The 25,287-nt window shown below is 37.1% G+C and carries 24 protein-coding genes and 1 other annotated feature; of the genes, 22 read left to right on the top strand and 2 right to left on the bottom strand.

Annotated features, from left to right (window positions below; genetic code table 11):
* Positions 1-11 precede the first annotated feature (11 nt).
* Positions 12-500, top strand: coding sequence for a dUTP diphosphatase (locus AHA02nite_RS08115; RefSeq protein ID WP_146816169.1), 489 nt, complete (start codon positions 12-14; stop codon positions 498-500).
* Between the two features lie 103 nt (positions 501-603).
* The gene (locus AHA02nite_RS08110; protein ID WP_146816167.1) at positions 604-1,689 is read left to right on the top strand and encodes a M42 family metallopeptidase; all 1,086 of its coding nucleotides are present in this window, start codon (positions 604-606) and stop codon (positions 1,687-1,689) included.
* Between the two features lie 82 nt (positions 1,690-1,771).
* Here the strand turns inward: AHA02nite_RS08110 and sspI are convergent, their stop codons facing one another.
* Complete coding sequence (gene sspI / locus AHA02nite_RS08105) at positions 1,772-1,984, bottom strand: small acid-soluble spore protein SspI (protein WP_146816165.1); 213 nt, start codon at positions 1,982-1,984, stop codon at positions 1,772-1,774.
* A 91-nt stretch (positions 1,985-2,075) separates the two neighbouring features.
* Between sspI and AHA02nite_RS08100 the strand changes: the two genes are divergently transcribed.
* The 3 genes from AHA02nite_RS08100 to pheT all read left to right on the top strand — a co-directional run bounded on the left by AHA02nite_RS08100 (position 2,076) and on the right by pheT (position 6,656).
* Complete coding sequence (locus AHA02nite_RS08100; RefSeq protein WP_246118835.1) at positions 2,076-2,831, top strand: TrmH family RNA methyltransferase; 756 nt, start codon at positions 2,076-2,078, stop codon at positions 2,829-2,831.
* Positions 2,832-2,878: 47 nt separating this feature from the next.
* Positions 2,879-3,115 (top strand) — a binding site (T-box leader).
* 61 nt (positions 3,116-3,176) lie between these two features.
* Positions 3,177-4,211, top strand: coding sequence for a phenylalanine--tRNA ligase subunit alpha (gene pheS, locus AHA02nite_RS08095; RefSeq protein WP_146816161.1), 1,035 nt, complete (start codon positions 3,177-3,179; stop codon positions 4,209-4,211).
* A gap of 15 nt (positions 4,212-4,226) precedes the next feature.
* Positions 4,227-6,656 (top strand): phenylalanine--tRNA ligase subunit beta, encoded by a 2,430-nt coding sequence (pheT, locus tag AHA02nite_RS08090; RefSeq protein ID WP_146816159.1) that lies wholly within the window; start codon positions 4,227-4,229, stop codon positions 6,654-6,656.
* 35 nt (positions 6,657-6,691) lie between these two features.
* Here pheT and rnhC read toward each other — a convergent pair whose 3' ends face one another.
* A complete protein-coding gene (gene rnhC / locus AHA02nite_RS08085) occupies positions 6,692-7,609 on the bottom strand; it encodes a ribonuclease HIII (RefSeq protein WP_146816157.1) in 918 nt (305 codons plus the stop codon).
* A 136-nt stretch (positions 7,610-7,745) separates the two neighbouring features.
* Here rnhC and zapA point away from each other — a divergent pair, with 136 nt between their 5' ends.
* From zapA to AHA02nite_RS08000, 17 genes are all read left to right on the top strand, one after another.
* Positions 7,746-8,009 carry a cell division protein ZapA gene (gene zapA, locus AHA02nite_RS08080; protein WP_146816156.1) on the top strand — a complete coding sequence of 88 codons (264 nt, stop codon included), beginning with the start codon at positions 7,746-7,748 and terminating at the stop codon, positions 8,007-8,009.
* Positions 8,010-8,011: 2 nt separating this feature from the next.
* The gene (locus tag AHA02nite_RS08075) at positions 8,012-8,545 is read left to right on the top strand and encodes a CvpA family protein (protein WP_146816154.1); all 534 of its coding nucleotides are present in this window, start codon (positions 8,012-8,014) and stop codon (positions 8,543-8,545) included.
* An 85-nt stretch (positions 8,546-8,630) separates the two neighbouring features.
* The gene (polX, locus tag AHA02nite_RS08070; RefSeq protein ID WP_146816152.1) at positions 8,631-10,355 is read left to right on the top strand and encodes a DNA polymerase/3'-5' exonuclease PolX; all 1,725 of its coding nucleotides are present in this window, start codon (positions 8,631-8,633) and stop codon (positions 10,353-10,355) included.
* Positions 10,345-12,699: an endonuclease MutS2 gene (locus tag AHA02nite_RS08065; RefSeq protein ID WP_146816150.1), complete on the top strand. Its 2,355-nt coding sequence runs from the start codon at positions 10,345-10,347 to the stop codon at positions 12,697-12,699. Before polX ends, AHA02nite_RS08065 begins: the two co-directional genes overlap by 11 nt.
* A 401-nt stretch (positions 12,700-13,100) precedes the next feature.
* Positions 13,101-14,801 (top strand): long-chain-fatty-acid--CoA ligase, encoded by a 1,701-nt coding sequence (locus AHA02nite_RS08060; RefSeq protein WP_146816148.1) that lies wholly within the window; start codon positions 13,101-13,103, stop codon positions 14,799-14,801.
* A gap of 106 nt (positions 14,802-14,907) precedes the next feature.
* A complete protein-coding gene (locus tag AHA02nite_RS08055) occupies positions 14,908-15,498 on the top strand; it encodes a TetR/AcrR family transcriptional regulator (protein WP_146816146.1) in 591 nt (196 codons plus the stop codon).
* 15 nt (positions 15,499-15,513) lie between these two features.
* Positions 15,514-16,287, top strand: a complete 774-nt coding sequence (locus tag AHA02nite_RS08050) for an enoyl-CoA hydratase (RefSeq protein WP_146816144.1) — start codon at positions 15,514-15,516, stop codon at positions 16,285-16,287.
* A gap of 18 nt (positions 16,288-16,305) precedes the next feature.
* Positions 16,306-17,079: an electron transfer flavoprotein subunit beta/FixA family protein gene (locus AHA02nite_RS08045; protein ID WP_146816142.1), complete on the top strand. Its 774-nt coding sequence runs from the start codon at positions 16,306-16,308 to the stop codon at positions 17,077-17,079.
* A gap of 32 nt (positions 17,080-17,111) precedes the next feature.
* The gene (locus AHA02nite_RS08040) at positions 17,112-18,083 is read left to right on the top strand and encodes an electron transfer flavoprotein subunit alpha/FixB family protein (RefSeq protein ID WP_146816140.1); all 972 of its coding nucleotides are present in this window, start codon (positions 17,112-17,114) and stop codon (positions 18,081-18,083) included.
* Between the two features lie 142 nt (positions 18,084-18,225).
* Positions 18,226-18,540, top strand: a complete 315-nt coding sequence (gene trxA / locus AHA02nite_RS08035; RefSeq protein ID WP_146816138.1) for a thioredoxin — start codon at positions 18,226-18,228, stop codon at positions 18,538-18,540.
* Positions 18,541-18,618: 78 nt separating this feature from the next.
* Positions 18,619-20,415: an excinuclease ABC subunit UvrC gene (gene uvrC, locus AHA02nite_RS08030; RefSeq protein WP_146816136.1), complete on the top strand. Its 1,797-nt coding sequence runs from the start codon at positions 18,619-18,621 to the stop codon at positions 20,413-20,415.
* Positions 20,416-20,583: 168 nt separating this feature from the next.
* Positions 20,584-21,198 (top strand): succinate dehydrogenase cytochrome b558 subunit, encoded by a 615-nt coding sequence (locus AHA02nite_RS08025; RefSeq protein WP_146816134.1) that lies wholly within the window; start codon positions 20,584-20,586, stop codon positions 21,196-21,198.
* A gap of 52 nt (positions 21,199-21,250) precedes the next feature.
* On the top strand, positions 21,251-23,005 hold the full coding sequence (sdhA, locus tag AHA02nite_RS08020; RefSeq protein ID WP_146816132.1) for a succinate dehydrogenase flavoprotein subunit: 1,755 nt from the start codon (positions 21,251-21,253) through the stop codon (positions 23,003-23,005).
* Positions 23,006-23,025: 20 nt separating this feature from the next.
* Entirely contained in the window at positions 23,026-23,793 is a 768-nt protein-coding gene (gene sdhB, locus AHA02nite_RS08015) for a succinate dehydrogenase iron-sulfur subunit (protein WP_146816130.1), read from the top strand.
* 91 nt (positions 23,794-23,884) lie between these two features.
* Positions 23,885-24,346: an acyl-CoA thioesterase gene (locus AHA02nite_RS08010; RefSeq protein WP_146816128.1), complete on the top strand. Its 462-nt coding sequence runs from the start codon at positions 23,885-23,887 to the stop codon at positions 24,344-24,346.
* A gap of 113 nt (positions 24,347-24,459) precedes the next feature.
* Complete coding sequence (locus AHA02nite_RS08005; protein WP_017186316.1) at positions 24,460-24,684, top strand: helix-turn-helix domain-containing protein; 225 nt, start codon at positions 24,460-24,462, stop codon at positions 24,682-24,684.
* 123 nt (positions 24,685-24,807) lie between these two features.
* Positions 24,808-25,287, top strand: a complete 480-nt coding sequence (locus AHA02nite_RS08000; RefSeq protein WP_146816126.1) for a MarR family winged helix-turn-helix transcriptional regulator — start codon at positions 24,808-24,810, stop codon at positions 25,285-25,287.

The raw sequence follows: 25,287 nt of genomic DNA, 5'->3' as shown, positions 1-25,287 counted from the left end.
TGGTAACTATATTGGATTGGAATCGGTTATATGACTTACAACAACAACTCGACGAAAGAATTCTTGATACCATCCCACAGTCACGCTCTGACATTTACTTAGATAAAGTGCTTGCTTTAAAGGTTGAAGTTGGGGAATTGGCTAATGAAACGCGTTGTTTTAAATATTGGAGCCAAAAAGGTCCAAGTGATCGTGATGTCATCCTTGAAGAGTATGTTGATGGCATTCATTTTATTTTATCGCTTGGACTAGATTTTGGTTATCGATTTAATGGTGACGGTAAAAATAGCCAATCAATCAGTACATTAACTGAAGGATTTCATATAGTTTATGAGTGTATAGAGCTATTTAAACAGAGTAAAACACAAGATGATTATATGAAGCTAATGAACAGTTATTTAGCTCTTGGTGAGCATCTATCCTTCTCTACGAATGAAGTTGTACAAGCTTACCTTAACAAAAACGAAGAAAATCATAATCGCCAACAATCAGGCTACTAAAAACCGAGAAACTGCTCTATAATTAAAGAAATTTTGAGAAATTGCTGTAAAAACGTTATAATAGACAAGGTGTCGAAAAATTTAAAAAAGAGGAGGATTCAGCATGGCAAAATTAGACGAACAATTAACAATGCTGAAAGACTTAACGGACGCAAAAGGGATTCCAGGTAATGAAAAGGAAGCTCGCGAAGTTATGGAAAAATACATAAACCCTTATGCTGATGAAGTTAAGACAGACCATCTTGGAAGCTTAATTGCTAAAAAGGTTGGTCAAGAAAATGGCCCAAAAATTATGGTTGCTGGTCACTTAGATGAAGTAGGCTTCATGGTCACTCGAATTGATGACAAAGGCTTTTTATACTTCCAAACAGTCGGTGGTTGGTGGAACCAAGTTATGCTTGCTCAACGTGTTACGATCACAACTCGTAATGGCGATGTAACAGGCGTGATTGGTTCAAAGCCTCCACATATTTTATCTGCTGAAGCACGTAAAAAGCCAGTAGAGATTAAAGATATGTTTATCGATATTGGTGCTTCTAGTAAAGAGGAAGCTGAAGAATTCGGTGTACGCCCTGGTGACTCTGTTGTTCCTTACTTTGATTTTACAGTAATGAATAACGAAAAATTATTACTCGCAAAAGCTTGGGATAACCGTATTGGCTGTGCGATTGCCATTGATGTATTAAAGCAATTACAAGGTGAAGACCATCCAAACGAAGTATATGGCGTTGGTACAGTTCAAGAAGAAGTAGGCCTTCGTGGTGCGCGTACATCTGCTCATGCTATTAAGCCAGATATTGGCTTTGGTGTTGACGTTGGTATTGCTGGTGATATGCCAGGCTTATCAGACAAAGATGCTGCAGCTAAGCTTGGTGATGGTCCTCAAGTTATTTTATACGATGCATCTATGATTTCACACAAAGGTGTACGTGACTTCGTAGTCAATACTGCAGAGGAAAATGATATTCCGTTCCAATATGATTCAATGGCTGGTGGCGGAACAGATTCTGGTGCGATCCACCTAACAGCAAATGGTGTTCCATCATTATCAATTACAGTTCCAACACGTTATATCCACTCACATGCAGCAATGTTACATCGTGATGATTATGAAAATGCAGTAAAACTTATTGTAGAAGTCATCAAAAAGCTAGACGCAAAAACAGTTGAAAACATTACGTTTAACTAAGAAAAGTCAACCCCGAACGAATTCAAAATATGATTCGTTCGGGGTTTGTTTAATATAACTTCTGTTTTTCATAAGTTTGAAATTACAACTTCCCAACTTCTTCTTCTAACTTATTTAGTATGCCTTCTTTTTCATCTTCAGAAGCTTGTTGCCAGTACATTTCAAACAAAACACCTAAACCAGGCAACATTTTCTCTTCACCACTTTGAATTGCTTCAGTGATCGTCGCTTCTAATTGTTCTTCATTATGGCCAGCGACATTATTTTGAATAGCTTTTCTTAAATTTAAGTCCATATGAACACCTCTATTCTCGCATTTACCTTTAGTTTGACCAAACTTCTATGTAGTATGTATGATATATATACGAATAAAAGGAGTTTATGTAATGTTAATTGAATCTAAGCAGAATAAACGCGTAAAAAATTGGAAAAAACTACATAAAAAGAAGAATCGTGATCTAGAAGGATTATTTTTAATTGAAGGTTGGCACCTCATAGAAGAAGCAATAAACAGTGATTGGACCATTGATGAATTGATTGTGTTAGACGGGGTTGATTACCCTGAAAGATGGAATACTTATAACTTAACGTTCGTGACAAAAGCTGTACTTAATGAAATTGCTCAAACAGAGTCCCAACAAGGCGTCTTAGCAGTCGTAAAACAACAAACACATGATGAGCAAGAGCTGGGACAAAAGTTTTTGTTTGTCGATGCTGTACAAGACCCAGGTAACGTTGGAACAATCATACGAAGTGCATTAGCTTTTAATGTCGATGCGGTTATATTAGGAGAAGGTTCTGTTGATTTGTATAACGATAAAGTCGTTCGAGCAACTCAAGGTGCTTTGTTTCATGTTCCTGTCATAAATGGGGGTGACCTGTCACGGTGGGTGGCACACTGTCATACGCATAATATTAACATTTATGCTACTGCCCTTGATGATCAAGCAATGCCATTACAACATGTTAATCCAAATGGAAGCTATGCTATAATTGTTGGAAATGAAGGTGAAGGTGTTGATTCAAAACTAATCAATGGGGCTAACGAAACAGTTTACATTCCAATCGCACATGAAAGTGAATCGTTAAATGTCGGTGTAGCAACAAGCATTGTTTTGTATCATTTTTCACAAGCTACTTGATAATTATGTTAAAGTTATCTATAATACATGATTAGATGAAGTGAATATTAAAAGCAAGGAATGAGCAAAGTAGTCATCCGATTTATACGATATAAAGGGATGGAAAGTCATTGACTGAAAGCTTTCCAATTCGTACGGAATGATGAATTTCACTCAGGAGCTGGCACTTAGACCTGCCTAGCAGTAAAGGTGTCCCGGGGAATAACCTCGTTAACAAAAAATGAGTGGGTATGAAATTTTATATACCAACTAGGGTGGTAACACGGTAATAACTCGTCCCTTCTATAGGGGGCGAGTTTTTTATGTTATTAAACGAGTTCGTTCAAAGTAAAGGAGGATATTAAGATGAAAGAACGTTTACAAACGTTAAAAGATGAAGCGTTGAACCAAGTGAAAACAGTTACTGATCAACAAGCTTTACAAGACATAAGAGTACATTATTTAGGTAAAAAAGGTCAGATCACAGAAGTACTTAAAGGGATGGGGAAATTATCGAAAGAAGAGCGCCCTGTTATTGGCCAACTAGCTAATGAAGTAAGAGACGTCATTACTGAAGCGATTGAGGAGAAAAAATCAAAGCTTGAAGAAGAAGCGATTGAAAAGCAGCTTCAAGAAGAAACGGTTGATGTCACTCTTCCAGGTAAACCAACACAAGTTGGCGGGTCACATTTGTTAATGAATGTAATTCGTGACATTGAAGATCTATTTACGAGTATGGGGTATCAAGTTGCAGAAGGGCCAGAAGTTGAAACAGATTATTACAACTTTGAAGCACTAAACTTACCAAAAGGTCACCCAGCACGTGACATGCAAGATTCTTTTTATATTACTGAAGAACTACTTATGCGTACACATACGTCACCAGTTCAAGCGAGAACGATGAATAAACATGAAGGTAAAGGCCCAGTTAAAATCATTTGTCCTGGTAAAGTTTATCGCCGTGACACAGATGATGCGACTCACTCGCACCAATTCACACAAATTGAAGGGCTTTATGTTGACGAAAATGTTCGTATGAGTGACTTAAAAGGAACTTTAAATGCTTTAGCAAAACATTTATTTGGTGAAGAACGTGAAATTCGTTTACGTCCAAGCTTCTTCCCGTTTACAGAGCCATCTGTAGAGATGGATATTTCTTGTAAAGTGTGCTCAGGTAAAGGCTGTTCAGTTTGTAAGAAGACAGGTTGGATTGAAATTTTAGGTGCAGGATTAGTTCATCCCAATGTGTTAGAGATGGCTGGCTTTGACCCAGAAAAATATTCAGGTTTCGCGTTCGGTATGGGGCCAGAGCGAATTGCTATGTTGAAGTACGGTATTGAAGATATTCGTCATTTCTATACAAATGATGTGCGCTTCTTAAAACAATTCCATCGCGTATAAAGGAGGAAAATTGAGATGTTTGTTTCGACGAATTGGTTAAAACAATATGTTGATATTGATCACGTATCAGTTAATCAACTTGCTGAAGATATTACGAAAACAGGTGTGGAGGTTGAGCAAGTATTCCCACCGACAATGGATAGTGAACATTTAGTTGTAGGTTATGTTACACAGTGCGAACAACACCCTAATGCTGATAAATTAAATTTATGTCAAGTCGATGTTGGTCATGGTGAAACGGCACAGATCGTTTGCGGTGCTACTAACGTGGCAGAAGGGCAATACGTCATTGTAGCTAGACCGGGTGCTGTTCTACCAGGTGACTTTAAAATTAAGAAAGCAAAATTACGTGGTGAAACATCAGAGGGTATGATTTGTTCTCTTCAAGAATTAGGTGTAGACGAGAAGTATATTGATGATGAGTTCAAAGACGGTATTTACGTCATTCAAGATGATGTTGAAGCAGGTCAGCTTGCTGCTCCTCTACTTAACTTAAATGACTCAATTATTGAATTTGACTTAACGCCAAACCGTTCAGATTGTTTAAGCATGATCGGCATGGCTTATGAAGTAGCAGCGATGTACAATCAAGATGTTAAATTACCTGAAGTCAATGTTAAAGAAGATCAAGAACAATCAAGTGATTACATTGATGTTGAGATTGAAGACGAACAAGCTAACCCGTATTACGGAGCTTGGATTATTAAAGACCTTGAAGTGAAACCATCTCCATTATGGTTACAAAATAGACTGATCAGTTCAGGTATTCGTCCGATTAACAATGTCGTCGATGTGACGAACTATGTTTTATTAGAATATGGCCAGCCGCTACACGCATTTGATTATAACCGATTTGGATCACAAAAAGTCGTTACCCGTTTAGCTAAAGAAGGCGAAACCATTAAAACATTAGACGGTGAAGAGCGCTCGTTATCAAGTCATCACCTTGTTATTACTAATGGAGAAGAAGCGCATGCCATTGCTGGTGTAATGGGTGGAGAAGACTCAGAAGTTCAAGAAGATACTACGGCAGTTCTACTTGAAGCGGCTTATTTCGGCCCACAAACCATTAGACAAAGCTCTAAGGAACATGGCATTCGTAGTGAAGCGAGTGTTCGTTTTGAAAAAGGATTAGACATTACCCGCGTTAAAGAAGCTACAAGCCGTGCAGCACAATTATTAGCTGAAGTTGGTGGCGGCAAAGTATTAGGTTCGATCGTCGAGGAAGGTTCAACAGACTGGACGCACGATCAAGTGTCATTCAGTCAATCAGAAATGGAACAACGAATTGGTGCAGAAATTTCATTAGATGAAATGAAGCGTATTGTTGATCGTCTACAATTTGACTATGAAGTCGACGGCGAAACGATTACTGTGACAGCACCACCACGTCGACAAGATATTAAAATTAAAGAAGATATGATTGAAGAGATTGCGCGTTTATATGGGTATGACAATATTCCGTATACGTTACCTACAGGCGAGATGAGACAAGGTGGCTTAACACAACACCAGAAATTGTTACGTCAAGTCCATCAATATTTACAATCAACAGGACTTTATGAAGCAGTGACTTACTCATTAACGACTGAACGAAATGCAGAACGTTTTATGAGCCCTGATGTAGCAAGTTTAAATGTTACACCTGTTCAGTTAGCTATGCCAATGAGTGATCTTCATAGTCACTTAAGGTTAAGTGCGATCCCAGAACTATTAGCTAGTTTACAGTACAACGTCGCTCGTAACCAATATAATGTTGGGCTTTATGAATTAGGGTCTGTTTATACTCAAATTAATGGTCAAGGTACGCAGCCAGAGGAACGAACTAGAGTGTCAGCTGCTGTTACAGGCTTATGGGAAAATCATCCATGGCAAGGTGTGAAAAAGCCTGTTGATTTCTTTGCTCTAAAAGGAATCGTTGAAGGGTTGTTAGAATACTTGGCGGTTGACGGTGCCCAATTTGAGCGTGGCCAACTAGAAGAATTACACCCTGGACGTACAGCTGTTGTGAAATTAAACGGTGACGTTATTGGTTATATTGGTCAAGTACACCCTACAGTGCAAAAAGAACATGATTTACAAGAAACTTACGTGTTTGATTTAAATCTTGAAGCAATTTTAGAAAGCTCAAATACTAAAGAAGGCTATACACCTATTACGAAGTATCCTGCTATAGCGCAAGACTTAGCTTTTGTAGTAACTCAAGATGTACCTGCAGCACAGTTAGAGCAGGCAATTATGACACAAGGACAACCTCATCTCCATTCTGTCAAAGTGTTTGATGTGTATGAAGGTGAACATATGGAAGAAGGTAAGAAGTCAATTGCCTTTAACCTTATTTTCCAAAATAATGAACGCACGTTGAAAGATGAAGAAATTGAAGAGGCAAGAGAATCAATTGTTAAACATTTAGAATCTGAGTATAATGCTGTTTTAAGAGGTTAATAGTTCAATAATGCAGTCGTAACGTTATTAGACGATTACGACTGCATTTTTTTAGCTTTTTGAGTATTACCGAAATGGACTTTGCCGATCTCGTCTAAAAACGGCTCGCCTTTCGTTTGTATAATCCGTTTAATTTGTTGGTCGACTTTGTTCGAAGCGCCTTTTTGCAGCTCAAACCCAACTTTTTTTGATAACTTGTCCATCTCTTGCACGAATCGGTAGCGAGCGAGCATGGAAGCCGCTGCAACACACGTTGACTGACTTTCAGCTTTCGTTAGAAATGTAATGTTAGAATGCGGTGTGTCGTTAGAAGCTTTAATCTTATTATAATAGACACCAGGTTCACAAAATTGATCAATAACAATACCACTATGTTTAGTGGAATCTAATTTATTGATTACATGTTGAATAGCATGGTGGTGCATCCAAGCTTTCATTCGAACTTGAGACCAATTCTTTTGTTTGAGTTTATTATACCTTTCGTTATGAAGTGTTACAGTACTATAAACGATATCTGTTTTTAAAATGTCTTTAACAATTGATGTGATCGTTTTGTCGTTCATACTTTTGGAGTCTTTAACACCTAACTCGCGTAATAGAGCTTGTTGTTTTTCAGTTGCATAAACGGCACCAACTGTAATCGGCCCAAAATAATCACCAGTGCCAGCTTCATCTGAACCAATATGATCAAGCGATAACACTTCTTTTGAAGCACTTGAAATAGTATGTTGTTTCTTTTTAGTTTCCGGGTTAACATCCCAGTGTGATGCTTCCTCTGCATGAGTTGCACCTTGAAACATAATTTTCCCTGAAGTATAGGCGGTTATTGTACAGCCGTTTTGTTTAGCGACAAATACTGTGTGCGGTGGTTGTTTATTTGTTTTATTATTGGCATAATGTTTTTCGATACGATCTAACGTTTGTTGATCGACTTTTATAACTGTTTGTCCCATAAAAATCTCCTTTGGAATCGAACTATTATTTAGTATATCATTAGAAATAAAGGTTCGCACGTTGCCAGAGTACTTCCCTAAATAGATGAAAACGTGTTACTATATGGTTTAGAATAACGTTGAGGAGGACCACTTGATGTCTGATTCTGAAAAAAATAAAGTTACTGTAGAAGTACATAAACGAAAATATACAGTTGTAGGTGAAGAATCTCAAGAACAGATAAAAATGGTAGCGAGTCTTGTTGACCAGAAGATGGATGAAATACAATTCTCAAAGCCTTCATTTGATACGACGCAATTAGCTGTTTTGACAGCATTAAACACGATGAACGATTATTTAAAGTTAAAACAAGATTATGATGCACTTGTACAAAAAGAGAGGAAAGAGGATCGGAAATAGTTATGCTTGATATAATACTACTCATTCTACTAATTTTAGGTTTTTTAATCGGTTTAAAACGAGGTTTTATTTTACAGTTAATGCATTTAGCTGGCTTTGTTGTTGCTTTTATTGTAGCACGTTTATATTATGAAGATTTAGCAGGTTTGCTTGAGCTTTGGATTCCAAATCCGAATACAGCTGATGAGCACTTTTGGGGAACATTAATCAGTGGAAGTGGACTAGTTGACGCTTTTTATAACGGTGTTGCATTTATTATTATCTTTATTATTGTGAAAATCTTAATGCAAGTATTAGCAAACATGTTAGATTTCGTTTCTAACATTCCAATTTTAAGTAGTATCAATAATTTGTTAGGGTCGATATTTGGATTAATTGAAATGTATGTCATTGTTTTTGTTGTATTGTTTTTACTATCGTTAGTCTCAGTGGATTTTGTTCAAGACTTCATCCAAGATTCGTCGATCGCATCATTTATGATCGAAAATACGCCATTGTTATCTGATATGATAAAGAGTGCTTGGTTTGAAGATTAAGTGTGTTTTGAGAGGTTTGCTCACAATGGGTTAACCTCTTTTCTTTTGTTGTAAGTACTGATTTAAAAGTTAAGGGTGGTACGTTATGGATAAAAAACAAGTGATTAAACATTTAGAGACAATTGCAATTTACTTAGAACTAAAAGGTGAAAATGCTTTTAAAATATCTGCCTATCGTAAAGCAGCACAAGCGTTAGAGCGCGATGACCGCTCTTTAAGTGAAATAGATGATTTCGGTTCACTACAAGGTGTTGGCAAAGGGACGAAAGCAGTTATAGAAGAATTTGTTGAAAGTGGAGAAACTGAAACTTTAAATGAGTTAGCAAAAGAAGTTCCAGAAGGTTTAATACCTTTATTAAAACTACAAGGTTTAGGTGGTAAAAAGCTTTCACGTTTGTACCATGAATTAGGTGTAGTCGATGGAGCAACATTAAGAGAAGCTTGTGAAAGCGGTCAAGTGGAAGCGTTAAGTGGTTTTGGAAAGAAATCAGTAGAAAAGATTTTAAAGGCAATTGAAGATTACGGCTCTCAACCAGAACGATTACCTATTTCTTCGGTAATCCCATTATACGAAGCAATTAGTGCTCAACTTGAGACAACTGATGGCGTACAACGTTATGCTATTGCTGGGAGCTTTCGTCGTCTTCGAGAGGACGTAAAAGACTTAGATTATATTATAGCTACGAATGAAGCTGGGCATGTCGCTGATCAATTAGTAGAATTAGCAAATGTTAAAGAAATTGTTTCTAAGGGGACAACAAAAGTAACAGTCGTTATTTCTGGCGAATGGGATATTTCAGTTGATTTTCGAATGGTTGAGCCTGAAGCATTTATTACGACTTTACATCATTTCACAGGATCTAAAGACCATAATGTTGAAATGAGACGTCTAGCTAAACAACAAGGATATAAAATTAGTGAGTATGGAATTGAAGATTCAGAGACGGGCGAAGTTCACACATTTGAAACTGAAGAACAGTTTTTCGAGTTTTTAGGTGTCGACTACATTCCACCCGAGTTACGTGAAACAGGTGAAGAAGTTGAGGCTGAAATTCCTCAACTCGTATCTTTACCAGACATTAAAGGTGATCTTCACATGCACACGACTTGGAGTGACGGAGCACAATCGATTGAGGAAATGGTTAATAAAGCCCGCGATTACGGTTATCAATTTATGGCGATTACCGATCACTCAAAGTATTTGCAAGTCGCCAATGGTTTAAACGAAACGAGACTAAGAAAGCAACGTGAGGCCATTGCTGAAGTGAATGAGAAGTATGATGATATACAAGTTTTATCAGGAGTTGAAATGGATATTTTACCAAATGGTGACTTAGATTTCGACGATGAGTTTTTAAGTGAGATGGATTTTGTCATTGCTTCTATTCATTCTCATTTTAACCAAAGCGAAGCAGAAATTATGACTCGTTTAGAAAATGCTATTAAAAACCCATACGTTGATATGATCGCGCACCCAACTGGTCGTTTAATTGGTAGAAGAGAAGGGTACGCTTTCGATTATGAACGTTTTATTCAATTAGCAGTTGAAAATAATACGATAATTGAATTAAACGCCAACCCAAACAGACTTGATTTAGCATGGAGCTGGTTACAAGTCGCACAAGAACAAGGGGCAACGATTGCTATTAATACAGATGCTCACAATTATCGCATGTTACAAGATATGAAGGTTGGGGTACAAGCTGCAAGGAAAGGCTGGATTAAGAAAGATACAGTCATTAACACATGGGATTTTGAAGATCTCCAACACTTCTTACGAAAGAAAAAAGGTGAGGTTAGTGAACGATAAAATATTAAATCAGCTAGAATTTAAAAAAATTATAGAACAATTAGTGACACATGCTGAGACAAGCATAGGTAAAAAACTTGCATCTAGTACAACACCGTCATCAAGTTTATTAGAAGTGAAGAAATGGCATGAAGAAACAGATGAGGGTGTGCAAGTTCTTCGCTTAAAAGGCCATGTGCCTCTTGGGGGGATTAGTGATATTAGACCCCACATTAAGCGAGCGAGCATAGGTGGTATGTTATCAGCTGCAGAATGTTTAGAGGTCGCAAGTACGATTTATGGTGGTCAACAATTAAAGAAGTTTGTTGATACTTTAGAGGAAGAAGAGATTGAAATACCAATTTTAGAAGAATGGTGTGAACAAATCTCTAACTTAAATAATTTAGAGCGTTCTATTAAAAGTTGCATAGATGAAAATGGTCAAGTCATGGATGGTGCTTCGAGCAAGTTACGTACAATTCGTTCACAAATTCGTTCATATGAAAGTCGAGTGCGTGACCGTTTAGAAGGCTATACGAAATCTAAAAGCCAAATGCTTTCAGATGCGATCGTAACCATTCGTAATGAGCGTTACGTAATTCCTGTAAAATCAGAATACCGCGGTAGCTTTGGTGGTATTGTACATGACCAATCTTCATCTGGTCAGACACTTTTTATCGAGCCACAATCAGTTGTTGATCTAAATAATAAATTACAGGAGTCTCGAGTCGAAGAACAACACGAGATCGAACGAATCTTAGTGTCACTTTCAGGTTTAATCGAACAAGACGCTGAGTTTCTACGTCAAAATGTAGATGCATTGCAACAGGTTGATTTTATGTTCGCAAAAGCTAAACTATCAAGAAGTATGAAAGCAGCAAAACCTGAAATGAACGAAGACGGTATCATTCATATGAGACGAGCTCGTCATCCGTTAATTGCTGATGATGAAGTTGTCAGCAACGATGTAGAGCTAGGAGAAGACTTCACAGCAATTGTCATTACAGGGCCAAATACTGGTGGTAAAACAGTGACATTAAAAATGGTAGGACTTTGCACATTAATGGCACAGTCGGGATTACAAGTGCCAGCTTTAGATGGCTGTCAGATGGCTGTTTTTGACCATGTGTTTGCTGATATTGGAGATGAACAGTCAATTGAACAAAGTTTAAGTACTTTCTCATCCCATATGACAAACATTGTTGATATTTTAGATCGAGTTAACAACAATTCTTTAGTGTTGTTCGATGAGCTAGGAGCAGGTACAGACCCACAAGAAGGTGCAGGTCTTGCGATGTCAATTTTAGACTTTGTCATATCGAATAATGCAAGGGTAATTGCTACAACTCACTACCCAGAATTAAAAGCTTACGGCTATAATCGTAATGAAGTAACAAATGCTTCAGTTGAATTTGATGTCGAAACTTTAAAGCCGACTTACCGCTTACTTTTAGGCGTCCCTGGAAGAAGTAATGCATTTGATATTTCCAAACGATTAGGATTGAAAGATGAAATCATCGAACAAGCACAATCAATGGTTAGTGACGATTCCCGGTCTGTTGAAAATATGATCGCATCACTAGAACAATCGAGACATAATGCAGAGCGTGACTATGAAAAAGCCTCTTCTATTTTAGCTGAGGCAGAACAATTTAAAGACTCATTAAAACATGAGTATAACCAGTATTTAAATAAAAAGGAACAGTACGAAGAGAAGGCAAAAACGAAAGCTCAAAAAATTATCGAAGAAGCTGAAGTACAATCTAAAGAAATATTAGAAGAGTTAAAAGAATTAAAAGAAGATGCGACCGTTAAGGAACACCACTTTATCGATGCACGAAAAAAACTTGAGGAACAAAAAGATCAGCTAAAAACAGATCAAAAATCCAATCAATCAGTTAAAACAGAAAAGAAAAACGAAAAATTATTACCTGGTGATGAAGTCCATGTAGCTACTTTTAATCAAAATGGGCACATTGTTGAGCAAGTTAATGAAAAGGAATATGAAGTCCAATTAGGAATTATGAAAATGAAGGTGTCTAAAGACCAGCTTCAGTTCGTTAAACGTCCTGAACCAGTGAAGACAAAACCGTTAGCAACAGTCAAAGGAAGTCAAGTTCATGTCAAACCCGAACTTGACCTTAGAGGCCAACGCTATGAAGATGCTATTCATAAGTTAGAAAAATATATCGACGATGCGTTATTAGCTGGATATCATCAAGTATCAATCATTCACGGTAAAGGTACAGGAGCGCTAATGAAAGGTGTACAGCAGCTTGCGAAAGAGCACCGTTCGATTAAAGGTAATGAATTTGCAAGTGCAAATGAAGGTGGAACAGGTGTTACAATCTTAAAGTTAAAATAGTCTAAAATCAGTTGTTATGTCATAACATGTTAGAAAGGGAATGATCATGGAAACACTTGCGAAAGTATTATGGGTCGTCGCAGCATTATTTATAATCGTTGGTGTCATCTTTTTAATCGCAAATTAATATAGTAACCAATTAAAGCTCTGTTATATGTCGTACTTTTGATTTGATTAAAACTAACAATGTTTAATCAGCACGAAGTCAATTGTCGTCATGAACAGAGCTTTTTCAAAATTTCTTTTTTAATTAAAAGGTGTAGTTAAAGTAAGGCTTGAGACATACTTTCTGAGCAAAATTGACCAAATTATGTTCAGATAATTTTAAATAATGTTTTAAATTTGATAATTTTTGTGTTTATAATATTTATAAATATAGTTTTAAAGGAGGATGTCATTTCATGGGGGTTGAAGTAATGAAACCTTGGTTAAAGCATTACCCAGAAGAAATCCCACAGACGATTGATTATGACAACAGGACGTTACAAAGCTATTTAGTCGAGAGTACGGAAAACTATCCAGACAAAACGGCAATCAATTTTTTAGGGAAAGACTTAACATTTCAAGAGTTATTTGATTCGGCTAGAAAAGTAGCAAACTATCTACAAAGTCTTGGTGTAGAAAAAGGTGACCGTGTAGCCATTATGCTACCGAATACACCACAGGCTGTGATGTCTTACTATGGTGCGTTATTAGCAGGAGCGGTTGTAGTTCAAACGAACCCACTTTATACAGAGCGTGAATTAGAATACCAAATGAAAGACTCTGGAGCTAAAGTTATTGTTTGTTTAGATATTTTACTTCCGCGTGTAAACGCTATCAGAGAAGAGACAGATTTAGAACATGTGGTTACGACTAGAATTAAAGATTACTTACCGTTTCCAAAGAATGTCGTACAACCAATTTTACAAAAAAGAGAATACGGCATTGTTGTAAAACCTGAACATGGTGGCGATACACATGTATGGACTAATATTATGGATGATGCAACAGTAGAGTATGAAGAGCATGATCTTGACCCACAAAAAGATTTAGCTTTACTACAGTATACGGGTGGTACAACAGGTTACCCTAAAGGTGTCATGTTAACGCATGGTAACTTAGTATCTAACACGCAAATGTGTCAAAAATGGTTGTACAAAACGGAATATGGGAAAGAGACAGTGCTTGGTATTTTACCGTTCTTCCATGTTTACGGTATGACAACAGTTATGATTCTATCTGTCATGATGGCACAAAAGATGGTACTTATTCCGAAGTTTGACGTTGATAATGTGTTAAAAGCTATTCATAAAGAGCGTCCGACGTTATTCCCGGGTGCACCAACAATATATATCGGTTTATTAAACCATCCTAAACTAACTAAATATGACCTATCTTCAATCGAAGCTTGTATTAGTGGATCAGCACCATTACCAGTCGAAGTTCAAGAGCAGTTTGAGAAAGTGACGGGTGGACGATTAGTTGAAGGTTATGGATTAACAGAAACGTCACCTGTAACTCATGCTAACTTCGTTTGGGAAAACAGACGTGCAGGTACGATTGGGGTACCTTGGCCAGATACTGATGCTAAAGTATTTAATGCTGATTCAAATGAAGAACAGCCAGTTGGTGAAGTAGGAGAGATTGCAGTTAAAGGGCCGCAAGTAATGAAAGGTTACTGGAATAAACCTGACGAAACAGAGCAATCACTTAAAGATGGTTGGTTCTTCACTGGTGATATGGGTTACATGGATGAAGATGGTTACTTTTATATCGTCGATCGTAAAAAAGACATGATTATTGCTGGTGGCTTTAACATTTACCCACGAGAAGTTGAAGAAGTACTTTATGAACACGAAGGAATCCAGGAAGCTGTTGTAGCAGGTATACCTGATCCATATCGTGGAGAAACAGTAAAAGCATATATTGTACTTAAAGAAGATGTTGAATTAACTGAAGAAGAGTTGGATCAATTCTGTAGGGAAAATTTAGCAGCCTTTAAAGTACCTAAGTTATACGAGTTTAGAGATGAACTACCAAAAACCGCGGTAGGAAAGATATTAAGAAGGAAGTTAGTCGATGAAGAAAAAGAAAAATTACAAAGTAATCAGACAGATTAATATAAATAGTTGACACTTTCCACTTTTCTTTATATTATGATAAATGAATGACCATTCATTCACCTGAGTGTTTGGTCGTTCATTAGAATTACAGGAGACTTAATTTATGGAAAACAAATCAAAGCCAAAATACAAGTTAATACTAGATGCTGCTGTTGAAGTGATCGCCGAAAATGGTTACCACCATTCTCAAGTATCAAAGATTGCGAAAAAAGCTGGAGTGGCTGACGGAACGATTTATCTTTATTTTAAAAACAAAGAAGATATATTAGTCTCGCTTTTTGAAGAGAAAATGGGACAATTTGTTTCAAAGATTAAAGATGAAATCGAGCAGATTGATGAAGCTGACCAAAAGTTGTACAAGCTTATCGAAATGCATTTTCAACAACTATCAGAAGATCCAGATCTAGCAATTGTAACCCAGCTTGAGCTAAGACAGTCTAATAAACGTTTAAGATTGAAAATTAATGAAGTGTTAAAAGGTTATTTAACGTTAATGGATGACATCTTGCACGAAGGTATGAAAGATGGAACTTTTCAAGACCAATTAAACGTGAAATTAGTTAGACAGGTGCTTTTTGGCACTTTAGACGAAGTTGTAACGAACTGGGTTATGAAAGAACAGCGGTACAATTTAGTAAAACAGGCTAAGGAAGTTCACTATTTAATTTATAACGGTTTACGTAAACATAATTAGAAGGGGGATGGCGTCATGGACCATCTATCATGGGAGAAACAAGACCAAATAGCTAACGTATTAATTCAAAGTCCTCCTGCAAACGCTTTATCTTCTGGAATTCTTAAAGATCTAAGTAAAGTTTTAGATGAAGTAGAGGCGGACAAATCTATTAAGCTAGTAATCTTAAAAGGTGAGGGGAAATTCTTCTCAGCGGGAGCTGATATTAAAGAGTTTACCTCTTTCCAACAACAAGATGATTACAAAAACTTAGCTCAAAAAGGTCAACAACTATTTGATCGAATTGAGCGCTTCCACATTCCTGTAATCGCTTCAATTCATGGAGCAGCATTAGGTGGTGGTTTAGAGTTAGCGATGGCATGTCACGTCAGAATTGCAACAAAAGAGACGAAATTAGGTTTACCAGAGTTGAACTTAGGCATTATCCCAGGTTTTGCTGGTTCACAAAGGCTGCCACGTTATGTTGGTATTCCGAAAGCTTATGAATTGATTTTATCAGGAGATCCAATCTCAGGTGTTGAAGCTGAAAGGTTAGGCTTAGTGAACCACGCTGTAGAAGAATCCGAGTTAGAAGAGAAAACAATGTCATTAGCAAACAAATTTGTTGCTAAAAGTGGGCCTTCAATTCATGCGATCATGAGCCTACTACCTTATGCACAAACATCGCAGTTTTCAGAAGGTGTTAGTGCAGAAGCAGACCAATTTGGTAAAGTGTTTGGTAATGACGACGCAAAAGAAGGCGTACAAGCTTTTATTGAAAAGCGTCGACCAAACTTTAAAGATCAATAGATATAAGGAGGTAATCCAATGAACATTTACGTTCTAATGAAGAAAACATTCGATACAGAAGAAAAGATCCAAGTTAGCGGAGGCGCTATTGAACAAGACGGTGCGGAATTCATTATTAACCCTTATGATGAATACGCAATTGAAGAGGCAATCAACATTCGTGATGAGCATGGTGGCGAAGTGACAGTTGTAACAGTAGGTGATGAAGACTCTGAACAACAGCTTCGTACAGCTCTAGCGATGGGTGCTGATAAAGCGACATTAATTAATATTGAAGATGATGTTGAAGATGGTGATCAGTATACGACATCTACAATTCTAGCAACATATTTAAAAGACCAAGAGGTTGATCTTATTTTAGCTGGTAACGTAGCGATTGACCAAGCAAGTGGTCAAGTAGGTCCTAGAGTTGCTGATCAGTTAGACATTCCTTATGTCACTACGATTACGGGTATTACAATCGATGGTGAACAAGTCAACATTGAGAAAGACGTTGAAGGTGATGTTGAAAAGGTTCAAACATCACTACCACTATTAGTGACTTGTCAACAAGGTTTAAATGAACCGCGTTACCCATCATTACCAGGAATTATGAAGGCTAAGAAGAAGCCTTTAGAAGAATTAGAATTAGATGATTTAGATTTAGATGAAGACGATGTAGAAGCTAAGACAGAAACGACTGACGTATTCCTTCCACCTGAAAAAGAAGCAGGTAAAGTGTTAGAAGGCGAAATTGACGATCAAGTGAAAGAACTTGTTTCACTACTACGTACAGAAGCGAAAGTACTTTAATTTAACAGGTGTAGAAAGGAGATTATATAGTTATGAGCACAATTTTAGCATTTGCAGAAGCACGTGACGGAGAATTAAGAAATGTATCATTTGAAACAATTGCAGCAGCAAAACAAATAAATGAAGATGCACAAGTTGTAGGAGTTGTTTTATCAGACCAAAAGACGGAAGCATTAGCGGATGAAATGATTCATCACGGTGCAGACCGTGCGTTAGTTGTAGAGCATGCTGATTTAAAGGAATATACTTCAGATGCATACACTCAAGCAGCAATGGCTGTTATTAACGAAGAAAACCCAGCAGGCATCGTAATGGGTCACACTTCAGCAGGTAAAGATTTATCACCTCGATTAGCGAGTAAGTTAGATAGTGGTTTAGTATCAGACATCACTGGAATTGAAGGAAGTGGAGATGATACTGAATTTGTTCGCCCAATCTATTCAGGTAAGGCATTCGAGAAGAAAAAGTTAACTGATGGCGTTACATTTGTAACGGTTCGTCCTAACAACATTGCTCCACTAGAGAAGGACACAAGCCGCTCAGGTGAAGTGAGTTCGTTAGATGTTGATATTAAAGACTTACGTACAGTAATTCAAGAAGTCATCCGTAAAGCTTCAGAAGGTGTTGATCTATCAGAAGCAAACATTATCGTTGCAGGCGGACGTGGTGTGAAAAGTGAAGAAGGCTTTGAACCACTTTATGAATTAGCTGATGAATTAGGTGCCGCAGTTGGTGCATCTCGTGGTGCATGTGACGCTGGTTACTGTGACTATTCACTACAAATTGGACAAACTGGTAAAGTGGTAACACCTGACCTTTATATTGCAGTCGGTATTTCAGGTGCAATCCAACACTTAGCTGGTATGTCAAACTCTAAAGTAATCGTAGCAATTAACAAAGACGCTGAAGCGAATATTTTCAACGTAGCAGATTACGGAATAGTAGGCGATCTATTTGATGTTATCCCTAAGTTAACTGAAGAAATTAAAGCATTAAAAGTATAAAAGAAAGATAGGCTCTTCATCGTGAAATACGTTGAAGAGCCTGTTGTTTAGCGTATTTTTAGTTTGCAAACAAAGTATTGGCATGGATTAAGATCAACGTGCTATACTATGTTTGAATTAGAAAGTTTAGGAGGAATTACAAATGGCAATTGTAAACGCAACAGACCAGAATTTTAACGAAGAAACATCTGAAGGACTAGTTTTAGTAGACTTTTGGGCACCATGGTGTGGTCCATGTAAAATGATTACTCCTGTTTTAGAAGAACTAGATGCAGATATGAGCGATAAAGTTAAAATTGTAAAAGTAGATGTTGATGAAAACCAAGAAACAGCACAAAAGTTTGGTGTAATGAGTATTCCAACATTACTTCTATTTAAAGATGGCGAACAGGTAGATCAAGCACATGGCTTCCAACCTAAAGACGCTCTAGCAGAATTAGTAAATAAAAACGCATAATTTTTCTTTTCTAAAGGGCTGACTCATTAGTGAGTTAGCTCTTTATTTCAGTTAAGTGAATAAAAGGGGGTGAGTGTAATGAATGAACATATACAAGAGAAGTTAGCGATTTTACCTGACAAACCAGGTTGTTATTTAATGAAGAGCAAGAAAGATGAAGTGATCTACGTTGGAAAGTCTAAAGTATTAAAAAATCGAGTTCGATCATATTTTACAAGTGCTAATGACCTAAAGACCCAACGCCTCGTTAACGAAATTGTTGACTTTGAGTATATAGTTACAGGTTCAGAGATGGAAGCGTTAATTTTAGAAATGAACTTAATTAAAAAATATGACCCTAAATATAACGTCATGTTAAAAGATGATAAAAGTTATCCATTTTTGAAAATAACGAATGAACGACACCCACGCCTAATTGTCACTCGTAAAGTTAAAAAAGATCAGGCCAAATACTTTGGGCCATATACTAATGTTTATGCCGCGCGTGAAACGAAAAAGTTACTTGATCGACTTTATCCATTGCGTAAATGTAATGTCATGCCGAAACGTGTTTGCCTTTATTATCATATCAACCAATGCTTAGGCCCTTGTGAACACTTTGTAAGTAAAGAGACAAATGAAGAATTAGTTCAAAACATCTCTAAGTTTTTAAATGGTGGACACAAAGAAATTAAGCAAGAAGTTCAAGACAAAATGGTTAAGGCATCGGAGGCATTAGATTTTGAAAAGGCGAAAGAGTATCGTGATTTAATAGAACATATTGAAGCGGTCATGGAAAAACAAACAATGGACCTTCATGACCTAACTGACCGTGATATATTTGGCTACTCATATGATAAAGGTTGGATGTGTGCTCAAGTGTTCTTCGTTAGACAAGGTAAGTTGATTGAACGTGATGTATCAATCTTTCCTTTTTATAATGAACCATCTGAAGCGTTTATTAGCTTTATTGCTAGCTTTTACACTCACTCAAACCATATCAAACCAAAAGAAGTTAATGTGCCAGTTGGAGTTGATCATGACTTAATCCAACAATACCTCGAAGTGAAAGTAAAAACACCGTATCGTGGTCAGAAAAAGAAATTAGTAGACTTAGCTCAAGAAAACGCCCAAATTGCTTTAAAAGAAAAGTTTTCTTTAATCGAAAAAGATGAAGAAAGAACGATTAAAGCTGTTGAAGAACTAGGTGAAAAGCTTAACATTGAAATCCCCCACCGAATAGAAGCATTCGATAATTCAAACATACAAGGGGCTCACCCTGTATCTGCGTTAGTAGTGTTTATTGATGGTAAACCGAAGAAAAATCAATATCGAAAATATAAAATAAAAACTGTCGATCAACCAGATGATTATGAAATGATGCGAGAAGTCATTAGAAGAAGATATAAACGAGTATTGAAAGAAGGTCTTCCTTTACCAGATTTAATATTGGTTGATGGTGCTAAAGGTCAAATGTCAGCAGCGAAGGATGTATTAGAAAATGAGCTCGGCTTAGACATTCCGTTATGTGGCTTAGCTAAAAATGAAAAGCATAAAACGAGTGAACTTCTCTATGGTGAACCGCCTGAACCAGTACAAATGAAGCGTAATAGTCAACCGTTTTATTTAATTCACCGTATCCAAGATGAAGTGCACCGATTTGCGATCACTTTCCATAGAGAGCTTAGAGGTAAAGGAGCTGTACAGTCAGCTCTAGATGAAATCGAGGGAATTGGACCGAAGCGGCGTCAATTACTAATACAACACTTTGGGTCAGTTGAAGAGATTAAAAGTGCAAAGTTAGAGGAAATAACGAAATTAGGAATTCCTCAAAATGTAGCAGAGAGTATTACACAATACTTTTATAATAATTCGAATGATTCTCGTAAAGATTAAGAAAAAGGCAATCATTTTTGGATAACAAATAGTGCCAAAATCAGTCATAACTTTCTTGACGCTTTCACGCGTTAGAAGTACAATAAACATGTCATGTATACTAATTTTTGCATTCAGTATGTAAATCTTATCGATGAACTATTTAACATCAAATGAGGGGGGTTACACATGGCGGAAAACCGTGAGTTCTTTAATCGCAGGCTACATTCATTATTAGGTGTTTTTCCGATTGGTTTATTCTTGATGCAGCACTTAGTTGTTAACCACTTTGCTACATATAGTCCAGAAGCGTTTAACAATGCTGCTCACTTTATGGAAAATTTACCTTTAAGAGTTTTCCTTGAATTTGTTCTAATTTATATACCATTACTATTCCACGCAATTTATGGTGTATATATTGCATTTACAGCTAAGAACAATTTAAGACGTTATGGATTTTTCCGAAATTGGATGTTCATGTTGCAGAGAGCAACAGGAATTATTACATTAATCTTTATTGTATGGCACGTTTGGGAAACACGTCTGGCACATGCGATTTATGGAACAGAAGTTAACTTTGACATGATGGCGACGATCTTAGAATCGACATTCATGTTCTGGTTCTACGTAGTAGGTGTCGTAGCTGCTGTATTCCACTTTGCTAACGGACTTTGGTCTTTCTTTGTAACTTGGGGTATTACAGTAACACCAAGATCACAAAAGATCTTAACGTATGCCACATTAGGTATCTTCATTATCTTCACCTATATGGGTATTGCATCATTAATCGCTTTCGCTTATTAATTTAAAAGTTTTAACAATTTAGTAATTGGTTAAAAGGGAGTGAAACTTCATTATGAGTAATAAAAATATCGTGGTAGTAGGCGGTGGCTTAGCTGGTTTAATGGCTACTATTAAAGCTGCTGAAGCAGGCGTACACGTTGATTTAATTTCACTTGTTCCTGTAAAACGCTCCCACTCTGTATGTGCACAAGGTGGTATTAACGGTGCTGTTAATACGAAAGGTGAAGGTGACTCACCTTGGGAACACTTTGATGATACGGTATATGGTGGTGACTTCTTAGCAAACCAACCACCTGTAAGAGATATGTGTGAAGCAGCGCCAAGCATTATTCATATGCTTGACCGTATGGGAGTTATGTTTAACCGTACACCAGAAGGGTTATTAGACTTCCGTCGTTTTGGTGGAACACAACACCACCGTACAGCGTTCGCAGGAGCAACAACAGGACAACAGTTATTATATGCATTAGACGAACAAGTTCGTCGCCATGAAGCAAATGGACTTGTAACAAAATATGAAGGCTGGGACTTCTTACAAGCTGTAATCGATGATGATGGTGTATCACGTGGTGTTGTTGCACAGGACATTCAATCACACGAAGTAAGAGTATTTAAAGCGGATGCGTCAATCATTGCAACAGGTGGTCCTGGTATTATCTTCGGTAAGTCGACAAACTCTGTTATTAACACAGGTTCTGCTGCGTCAAATCTATATCGTCAAGGAGCAGTATACGCAAATGGTGAGTTTATTCAAATTCACCCAACAGCGATTCCTGGTGATGATAAATTACGCTTAATGTCAGAGTCTGCTCGTGGTGAAGGTGGCCGTGTTTGGACTTATAAAGACGGTAAACCTTGGTATTTCCTAGAAGAAAAATATCCAGCTTACGGTAACTTAGTACCTCGTGATATCGCAACTCGTGAAATTTTCGATGTATGTGTAAACCAAAAGCTAGGTATTAACGGAGAAAACATGGTTTATCTAGACTTATCTCATAAAGACCCAGAAGAGTTGGACGTTAAATTAGGTGGTATCATCGAAATTTACGAGAAGTTTGTTGGTGAAGATCCACGTAAAGTTCCTATGAAAATCTTCCCAGCAGTACACTACTCAATGGGTGGTCTGTGGGTAGACTATGATCAAATGACAAACATCCCTGGTATTTTCGCTGCAGGTGAGTGTGATTACACAATCCACGGTGGAAATCGACTAGGTGCAAACTCTCTACTATCTTGTATTTATGGCGGTATGGTTGCAGGACCAAATGCAGTTAAATACATTGATGGGTTAGAGGAATTAGCTGAAGATCAATCTTCAGAATTGTTTGAAGCGAAGAAGAAAGAAGAAGAAGAAAGATTCGAAAACATTTTAAATATGACAACTGGTAAAGAAAACGCTTATCAAATTCACCGTGAACTAGGTGAGTGGATGACAGATAACGTAACAGTTGTTCGTGAAAACGAGAGTCTATTAAAGACTGATGAAAAGATTCAAGAGCTAATGGAACGTGCGAAAGACATTAATGTTAATGATACTTCTAGGTGGAGCAACCAAACAGCAATGTTCGTACGTCAGTTAGATAGCATGTTACAATTAGCACGTGTTATTACACAAGGTGCTTACAATCGTAATGAAAGTCGTGGAGCTCACTATAAGCCAGAATTCCCGGATCGTAACGATGAAGAATGGTTAAAGACGACAAAAGCGACTTTCAACGCTGAAAAGAATGGTCCAGACTTCGAGTATGTTGAAGTCGATACGTCATTAATTGAACCGCGTAAGCGTGACTATTCTAAGACTAAATAAGCATAGAGGGGGTAAAGAGTATGGCGGAAGATCACAAAACAATTAGAATGATCGTTCAGCGTCAGGATGAACCTGAAGCTCAACCGTACGAAGAGGAATTTGAAATTCCATATCGTAAAAATATGAACGTAATCTCTGCTCTTATGGAAATCCGTCGTAACCCAGTAAATGCAAAAGGGGAGCAAACAACTCCAGTTTATTGGGATATGGGGTGTCTAGAAGAAGTTTGTGGTGCTTGTTCGATGGTAATCAACGGAAAAGCAATGCAATCTTGTACAGCATTAATTGACCAATTAGAGCAACCGGTACGATTAGAGCCAATGAAAACTTTCCCAGTTATGCGTGACTTAGCAGTCGACCGTAGTCGTATGTTCGACTCTCTTAAAAAGGTTAAAGCATGGGTTCCAATCGATGGTACTTATGATCTTGGAGAAGGTCCACGTATGCCTGAGAGTAAACGTCAATGGGCTTATGAATTATCAAAATGTATGACTTGTGGTGTTTGTTTAGAAGCTTGTCCAAATGTTAACAGCAATTCTGACTTTATTGGACCAGCTGCATTATCACAAGTACGCCTATTTAATTCTCATCCAACAGGTTCTTACCATAAGGCAGAACGTATGGATGCATTATTAGATGATGGTGGTTTACAAAACTGTGGTAACTCACAAAACTGTGTACAAGCTTGTCCAAAAGGTATTCCTTTAACAACGTCAATCGCAGCGCTAAACCGTGAAGCAACTTTACATTCATTTAAGAGCTTCTTCGGCAGTGACTACCACAACTAAAAAGCAAAAAAGGCTGACTACTGTCAGCCTTTTTTAAGGTTAACTTTAGTCTGATAATTCATAAATTTAAGTAAACAGGAGTGAATCTAACATGAAAACACCTAATTATATTGAAGACATGAATGAATGGATTGACGAGTTTTGCTTTTACATACCGATTAATATTCGCTTTTCAGAAACTGACATGTTTGGTCATGTCAATAACGTATCACCATTTATATATTTTGAAGAGGCAAGAATTGCATATATGAACGAAATTAACCTGTTTGGAGACTTAAAGCCAGGGGTTAGTAAAGTACCAGTTGTGAGTGACTTACAATGCGATTATTTAAAGCAAATTTATTTTGGTGAACAAATAAAAATGTACGTTAAAACTAATCATATAGGCAATAGCTCAATTGACATTCACTACATGGGCAAAAATAGTCAAGATGAGATCTGCTTAGTCGGTAGAGGGAGAATCGTTCAAATTGATTCATCCACAGGGAAAGCTGAACCATTCACTGAAGAACAAATAGAACGATTAAAAAGTAAAAAAGCGATAAATCAATAAAACAGTGACATATATCGCGAACATAGAAACGTCCACTGTCATAAACTATGGTGACTAATTAAAATCCTCATAAAAGAAGTAGCTCACTTCTTAAATGGAGGAGGGGTTACCGCTTGGACAGCAAAAAGTATCGACCTAGCAATATATTAACGAAGAGAGAGAGAGAAGTTTTTGAATTGCTCGTTCAAGATAAGACGACAAAAGAAATAGCTGAGGAGTTATTTATTTCTGAAAAAACAGTAAGGAATCACATATCGAACACAATTCAAAAATTACAAGTAAAGGGGCGTTCACAAGCTGTTGTTGAGTTAATACGGCTCGGTGAAATCGAACTTTAAATTGACCGGCTATTAACTTAGCCGGTTTTTCATTAATTTTGTAATAATTTAAGTTGACTTGCATTTTTCGAGAAAAAAAGTGAAAATAATATAAAAGGTACGTTTAATTAAGGGGGCAAACCATTGCATTCGACAATTGATTTAAAAGTGATTGCAGAGTTAGAAAAAGATGTAAGGTACATATCACACATGGTAAAACAAAGAGGACGTGAAATACTTAACCACTATCCAATTACTCCACCTCAATTTATAGCACTTCAGTGGTTATTAGATTCTGGTGATTTAACGATCGGTGAGTTATCTAAAAAGATGTATTTAGCATTTAGTACAACGACAGATTTAGTGGATCGTATGGAGAAAAATGAATTAATTGAACGTGTAAGAGACCCAAAAGATCGTCGAGTTGTACGAATACATTTATTAGATAAAGGTAAAGAGATCATTGATGAAGTAATTGAAAAACGTCAAGAATATTTACAAGAAGTATTGAAAACTTATTCTCCAGAAGAAGTAGAGAAATTACGCAGCTCAATGACTCAACTTTATAATGAAATGAAGGAGCATGAGGAAGCTCAAGAAAAAGACAGCAAGAAGGAGTCCTAA

The sequence above is a fragment of the Alkalibacillus haloalkaliphilus genome (assembly GCF_007991275.1).
In the GTDB taxonomy this organism is placed as follows: domain Bacteria; phylum Bacillota; class Bacilli; order Bacillales; family Alkalibacillaceae; genus Alkalibacillus; species Alkalibacillus haloalkaliphilus.
The sequence above is the reverse complement of the archived record's forward strand: the minus strand, read 5'-3'. Positions and strand labels throughout refer to the sequence as shown.

What these genes read in the sequence shown, in the direction of transcription:
- AHA02nite_RS08100 (WP_246118835.1), top strand. Translation starts at nt 2,076, where the DNA reads ATGTTAATTGAATCTAAGCAGAATAAACGCGTAAAAAATTGGAAAAAA.
- AHA02nite_RS08040 (WP_146816140.1), top strand. Translation starts at nt 17,112, where the DNA reads ATGAGCACAATTTTAGCATTTGCAGAAGCACGTGACGGAGAATTAAGA.
- zapA (WP_146816156.1), top strand. Translation starts at nt 7,746, where the DNA reads ATGTCTGATTCTGAAAAAAATAAAGTTACTGTAGAAGTACATAAACGA.
- uvrC (WP_146816136.1), top strand. Translation starts at nt 18,619, where the DNA reads ATGAATGAACATATACAAGAGAAGTTAGCGATTTTACCTGACAAACCA.
- AHA02nite_RS08010 (WP_146816128.1), top strand. Translation starts at nt 23,885, where the DNA reads ATGAAAACACCTAATTATATTGAAGACATGAATGAATGGATTGACGAG.
- polX (WP_146816152.1), top strand. Translation starts at nt 8,631, where the DNA reads ATGGATAAAAAACAAGTGATTAAACATTTAGAGACAATTGCAATTTAC.
- AHA02nite_RS08025 (WP_146816134.1), top strand. Translation starts at nt 20,584, where the DNA reads ATGGCGGAAAACCGTGAGTTCTTTAATCGCAGGCTACATTCATTATTA.
- sdhB (WP_146816130.1), top strand. Translation starts at nt 23,026, where the DNA reads ATGGCGGAAGATCACAAAACAATTAGAATGATCGTTCAGCGTCAGGAT.
- pheS (WP_146816161.1), top strand. Translation starts at nt 3,177, where the DNA reads ATGAAAGAACGTTTACAAACGTTAAAAGATGAAGCGTTGAACCAAGTG.
- pheT (WP_146816159.1), top strand. Translation starts at nt 4,227, where the DNA reads ATGTTTGTTTCGACGAATTGGTTAAAACAATATGTTGATATTGATCAC.
- AHA02nite_RS08050 (WP_146816144.1), top strand. Translation starts at nt 15,514, where the DNA reads ATGGACCATCTATCATGGGAGAAACAAGACCAAATAGCTAACGTATTA.
- AHA02nite_RS08110 (WP_146816167.1), top strand. Translation starts at nt 604, where the DNA reads ATGGCAAAATTAGACGAACAATTAACAATGCTGAAAGACTTAACGGAC.
- AHA02nite_RS08075 (WP_146816154.1), top strand. Translation starts at nt 8,012, where the DNA reads ATGCTTGATATAATACTACTCATTCTACTAATTTTAGGTTTTTTAATC.
- trxA (WP_146816138.1), top strand. Translation starts at nt 18,226, where the DNA reads ATGGCAATTGTAAACGCAACAGACCAGAATTTTAACGAAGAAACATCT.
- AHA02nite_RS08045 (WP_146816142.1), top strand. Translation starts at nt 16,306, where the DNA reads ATGAACATTTACGTTCTAATGAAGAAAACATTCGATACAGAAGAAAAG.
- rnhC (WP_146816157.1), bottom strand. Translation starts at nt 7,609, where the DNA reads ATGGGACAAACAGTTATAAAAGTCGATCAACAAACGTTAGATCGTATC.
- sdhA (WP_146816132.1), top strand. Translation starts at nt 21,251, where the DNA reads ATGAGTAATAAAAATATCGTGGTAGTAGGCGGTGGCTTAGCTGGTTTA.
- AHA02nite_RS08055 (WP_146816146.1), top strand. Translation starts at nt 14,908, where the DNA reads ATGGAAAACAAATCAAAGCCAAAATACAAGTTAATACTAGATGCTGCT.
- AHA02nite_RS08060 (WP_146816148.1), top strand. Translation starts at nt 13,101, where the DNA reads ATGGGGGTTGAAGTAATGAAACCTTGGTTAAAGCATTACCCAGAAGAA.
- sspI (WP_146816165.1), bottom strand. Translation starts at nt 1,984, where the DNA reads ATGGACTTAAATTTAAGAAAAGCTATTCAAAATAATGTCGCTGGCCAT.